5 protein-coding genes are annotated in these 5008 nt (G+C 72.0%); 4 read left to right on the forward strand and 1 reads right to left on the reverse strand.

Annotated features, from left to right (window positions below; all coding sequences use genetic code 11):
• Positions 1-369 (reverse strand): helix-turn-helix domain-containing protein (locus AB0O00_RS29320; RefSeq protein ID WP_363656836.1); only part of this gene is annotated, 369 nt, incomplete at its 3' end.
• A 103-nt stretch (positions 370-472) separates the two neighbouring features.
• On the opposite strand from AB0O00_RS29320, the gene AB0O00_RS29325 reads away from it, so the two are divergent.
• From AB0O00_RS29325 to AB0O00_RS29340, 4 genes are all read left to right on the forward strand, one after another.
• A complete protein-coding gene (locus tag AB0O00_RS29325; RefSeq protein WP_363656838.1) occupies positions 473-1798 on the forward strand; it encodes a sugar ABC transporter substrate-binding protein in 1326 nt (441 codons plus the stop codon).
• A 78-nt stretch (positions 1799-1876) separates the two neighbouring features.
• Positions 1877-2818 carry a sugar ABC transporter permease gene (locus AB0O00_RS29330; RefSeq protein ID WP_363656840.1) on the forward strand — a complete coding sequence of 314 codons (942 nt, stop codon included), beginning with the start codon at positions 1877-1879 and terminating at the stop codon, positions 2816-2818.
• Positions 2815-3672 (forward strand): carbohydrate ABC transporter permease, encoded by an 858-nt coding sequence (locus AB0O00_RS29335; RefSeq protein WP_363656841.1) that lies wholly within the window; start codon positions 2815-2817, stop codon positions 3670-3672. The genes AB0O00_RS29330 and AB0O00_RS29335 overlap by 4 nt, the downstream gene beginning before the upstream one ends.
• 11 nt (positions 3673-3683) lie before the next feature.
• The coding region (locus tag AB0O00_RS29340; protein ID WP_363656843.1) for a hypothetical protein at positions 3684-5008 on the forward strand (1325 nt) is incomplete at its 3' end.

Genomic DNA, 5008 nt, shown 5'->3' on the forward strand with positions numbered 1-5008 from the left:
GACCTCGCCCTTGAGGTTGACGGCGAGGAGGCTGACGTAGTCGACGTCGATCTCCGCGCCGATGCCGTGGACGCCGGTGCCGTCGATCTCGACGCACTGGCCCGGGCGGCCGACGGTGGTGCGGTCGGGCTCGGTGCCGCCCTCGCGGATGAGGCCGCCGTCGAGGAGTTCGGCGGTCAGGTTGGAGACGGTGGCCTTGGGCAGGCCGGTGTCGTCGGCGATCCGGGTGCGGGTGCGGGGGCCGTCGTCGCGCAGGAGGCGCAGCACGAGGCCGAGGTTGGCGCGGCGGGAGGAGGAGCGGTCGCGGGCGACGGCCGGTCCGGCCATGGCCAGGTTCCGGACGCCGGTGCCGTCCTGTGCGGGGCTCATCGGTGGCTCCTCGTCTCTTGACTTCGGCCGGAGTTGGTTCAAACAATAACCGAACGAATTCGCAGTGCCCAGGTTCCCTCAGTTCCTCACCGAGGAGGCGCACGTGAAGCCAAGTCCCGCCGCCGGCAGGCTCGTTGCCGCGTTGGCCGTCGTCACCGCGTCGGCCCTGGCGGCCGGCTGCTCCTCCGGACCGTCAAGTACCGGGCAGGGAGCGGCGTCCGCGGGGGGTGTGGTCGAGCTGGAGTTCTGGGGCTGGGCCCCCGGCTACGACCAGGTGGTCGCGAAGTTCAACGCCTCCCACCCGGGCGTCCGGGTGACGTTCGGCAAGACCGCGTCCGGCGCCAAGGGCGGCTACACGAAGATGCTCACGGCGGCCAAGGCGGGCAACGCGCCGTGCCTGGCGCAGGTCGGGTACGAAACCCTGCCGAGCTTCGCCGCGGCGGGCGCCCTCACCGACGTCTCGAAGTACACCGCTGACGCCAAGTCGCAGTTCGCCGAGTGGACGTGGAAGCAGGTGACGATCGGCGGGCAGACCTACGGGATCCCCGTCGACACCGCGCCGATGGCGTTGTTCTACCGCAAGGACCTGTTCGCGAAGTACGGCATCACCGCGCCGCCCGTCACGTGGGACGAGTACGCGGCCGACGCCGCCAAGGTGCACGCCGCCGATCCCACCGTCTACCTCGGCAACTTCGGCAACGACGCCTACAACTACGCCGGGCTCGCCTGGCAGGCCGGCGCCACGTGGTTCGGCACCGGGAACGACCGGTGGCAGGTGAGCCTCGACAGCGCCGCCAACAAGAAGGTGGCCGGCTACTGGCAGGACCTGCTCGACCAGAAGCTCCTGAAGGCCGACCCGAGCTACGACCCCACGCTGTACGCCGACTTGACGGACGGCAGGATCCTGTCGGACGTCAACGCGGTGTGGAACGCGCCCACGCTGGCGGGCAGCGTCAAGAGCGGCGCGGGCCAATGGGCGGTGGCGCCGATGCCCGTCTGGGACGCCGCCAACCCCGCCTACGGCAACGACGGCGGCTCGGCGACCGCCGTCCTCAAGGGCTGCGCGCACGCCAAGGAGGCCGCCGAGTTCGCCACCTGGATGAGCACCGACGCGGGCAGCCTCGGCGACCTGATCACGGTGACCGGCATCTACCCGGCCGCGACCTCCGGCCTCGCCAACCCCGCGCTCGGCAAGCCGGATCCGTTCTTCGGCGGGCAGGTGATCTTCGACGTGTTCCGGGCGGCGAGCGCCCACATCGCCACCGACTGGCAGTGGGGCCCCACCATGACCCAGACGTCCACCGACCTCGGCGACGGGCTCGGCAAGGCGGGCACCGGGGGCGCGACCCTGCCGGGCGTGCTCGCGGACGTGCAGGGCAAGACGGTGGCCGGCATGAAGCAGCAGGGCCTCGCCGTCGCGGGCGGCTGACGACCCGTCCACCCGGTCCCGCGCCACCCCCATGGGCGCGGGCCCGCCACGGTCACTCACCGAGGAGGCAGCACGCCCATGACGACCGTCCACGCCGGGCGGACAGCAGCGCGGAAGTCCGGGCGGCGCTCCGGCGGCCCCCGTCGACAAGGCCGGACGGCGGCGCTGTTCCTGGCCCCCTTCCTGCTGCTGTTCGCCGCCCTCTACCTCGCGCCCATCGGCTACACCGTCCACGAGAGCCTCTACCGGATGCACCGCTCCGGGCTCGGCCTCACCGCCCCCACCCAGGTGTTCGCCGGCCTCGGCAACTACGCGACGGCGCTGGGCGATCCGGAGTTCCGCGGCTCGCTGCTGCGGGTGCTCGTCATCGGCGTCGTGCAGGTGCCGGTGATGCTGCTGCTGGCCCTGGTGCTGGCGCTGCTCCTGGACGCCGGGTCGACGATGTTCAAGCGCTTCTTCCGGCTCGCCTTCTTCCTGCCGTACGCGCTGCCGGGGGTGGTCGGCGCGATCATGTGGTCCTACCTGGTCGCCCCCGGGCTCAGCCCGATCACGGCCGCCGCCGAACACCTCGGACTGCACCTCGACCTGACGTCCGACGGGATGCTCGGCCCCACCATCGGCAACATGCTCACGTGGGGCTGGACCGGCTACAACATGCTGATCCTCCACTCCGCCCTCCAGTCCATCCCGGCCGAGATCGGCGAGGCCGCCCGGATGGACGGCTGCACGGCCTTCGGCGTCGCGTGGCGCGTCAAGGTGCCGATGATCCGGCCGGCGCTCGTGCTGACCACGGTGTTCTCCATCATCGGCACCGCCCAGCTCTACAACGAGCCGGCGATCCTGCACAACGTGGCGCCGAACCTGAGCAGCACCTACACGCCGATCTACGCCGCCTACAACGCCGTGGACGCCGACAACTTCAACCTCGCGGCCACCGAGTCCGTCGTCCTCGCGGTGCTGGCGTTCGCGCTCTCCTTCGGCTTCCTCAAGCTCGTCCAGCGCAGGGGAGCCGAGCAGTGAACACCGCGTCCAGGCGCCAACCCGCCTCCCGCTGGCTCGTGTTGGGCGTGCTGCTCCTCGCCTCCGGCTACTTCCTCGCACCGGTGTGGTGGCTGCTGGTCGCGTCGACCAAGACCAGCAGCGGGCTGTTCTCCGGAAACGGCTTCTGGTTCGGCGACTTCGCGCTCGCCGACAACCTGGAGCAGGTGTTCACGAGGCAGGGCGGCATCTACGGGGAGTGGCTCGGCAACAGCGCCCTCTACGCCGTCGGCGGCGCGGGTGCCAGCACCCTGATCTCCGCGATGGCGGGGTACGCGCTGGCCAAGTACCGATTTCGGGGCCGGGAGTTGACGTTCAACGGCGTGCTCGCCGCCGTGCTCGTCCCGCAGCCGCTGCTCGCCGTGCCGCTGTACCTGCTGTTCTCGCAGCTGCACCTGGTCAACGGCTACTGGGCGGTCCTGCTGCCCAGCATGGTCAGCCCGTTCGGGGTCTACCTCGCGCGCATCTACGCCGCCGCGTCCGTGCCCGACGAGCTCATCGAGGCCGGGCGCATCGACGGCGCCGGCGAACTGCGGATCTTCGCCACCATCGCGCTGCGCGTGATGTCGCCCGCGCTCGTGACGGTGTTCCTGTTCCAGTTCGTCGCCATCTGGACCAACTACCTGCTCCCCGTGCTGATGCTGGCCGACGACCACCTCCAGCCGGTCACCGTCGGCGTCGTCGGCTGGCAGGCCCAGCGGGCGATCGGGCCCGGCGCGCCGCCGCTCAACGTCGTCGTCACGGCGGCCATGGTGTCCGCGATTCCCCTGGTCGTCCTGTTCCTGTCCCTGCAGCGCTTCTGGCGCGCCGGCCTCACCGCCGGCAGCACCAAGTGAGGAGACCCGCCGTGCCCGCGAGGTACCACCTGAGGTTCCAGCTCCACGCCGCGTCCGACGCCGCCGAACTGGCCGCGTTCTGCCGGGAGTCGGGGGTCGACGAGGTCGTGCTGCTGCTCGGGGCCGAGGAGTTGTCCGCCGGGCACCCGTCCGGCGAGGCCGAGGACCGGCTGTACGAGACCGCCCGGGCCGCCTCGGAGGTGCTGCGGGAGGCCGGGCTCGACGTGAGCCTCAACCCCTGGGTGACGGCCGGGCACGCCGACCGGGGGCGCGTCGACCGGCTGGGCTTCGCCCCCATGGTCGGCCCGACCGGTACGGTCGCGACCGCCCAGGCCTCCTTCGCCTGCCCGCGCTTCCGCTCCTGGCTCACCGCCCACTACGGGCGCTTCGCCGAACTCGGCTTACGGGTGCTGTGGTTGGAGGACGACTTCCGCTACCACAACCACGCCCCGCTGGAGTGGGGCGGCGGCTTCGAGCCGCTGATGCTCGACCGGCTGGGGGAGGCGTTGGGGTCGTCGGTGACCCGGGAGGAGGTCGTCTCCGCCGTGACGGCTCCGGGCGCTCCCCACCCGTGGCGCGCTGCACTCCAACGGGTTTGGCGCGAAGCGCAGTTGGAGGTGGCGCAGGCGGTCGCGAAAGTCGTCGCCGAGCGGTCGGACGGGCGGACGCAGCTCGGGCTGATGAGCTCCGAACCCGGCGTCCACTCCGTCGAGGGCCGCGACTGGCCGGCCCTGTTCGACGCGCTCGCCATCGACGGACGGGTCTCGCACCGGCCGCACTTCGCCCGCTACTCCGACGCACCGGGGCGCGAACTGAGCTTCTCCGTCTGGATGCTGGAGGTGCAGCGGGCGCTGCGGCCCGCACACGTGCGCAGCGAACCGGAGGTCGAGAACTGGCCGCACACCGCGTGGTCGAAGTCCGACACCCAGACGTGGTCCGAGCTCGTCGCCGCCCAACTGGCGGGCTCCGACGCGCTGTTCCTCAACCTCCATCCGATGCAGTCCGGCCGGGCGGGCCGCTTCCCGCGCGTCGCCGAGCTGCTGTGCAGGTCGCGGCCCGCGCTCGATCGCGTGGCGTCGAAGGGGGACACCTTCGGCGTGGCGCTGCCGGTGCGCCAGGACGCGGCCGCGCACGTGCGGACCGTCCGGGGCGGGCGCCTGGCCGACCTGGCCGTCGACCCGGGCCCGGCGGCGGACTTCCTGCTGCGCTACGGCGTCCCGGTGACGGCCGGGGACGCGCCGGTGCGGGTGCTGTTCGGGCAGGTGGCGTGGGCGTCGGCATGGTCGCCGTCGTCCCGCCGCACTCGGTGGACGTCGTGCTGTCGGTCCTGGAGGAC

The organism is Kitasatospora sp. NPDC093558 (assembly GCF_040683475.1).
Lineage (GTDB): Bacteria > Actinomycetota > Actinomycetes > Streptomycetales > Streptomycetaceae > Kitasatospora.

Coding starts and splice junctions, on each gene's coding strand:
- AB0O00_RS29330 (WP_363656840.1), top strand. CDS start 1,877: ATGACGACCGTCCACGCCGGGCGGACAGCAGCGCGGAAGTCCGGGCGG.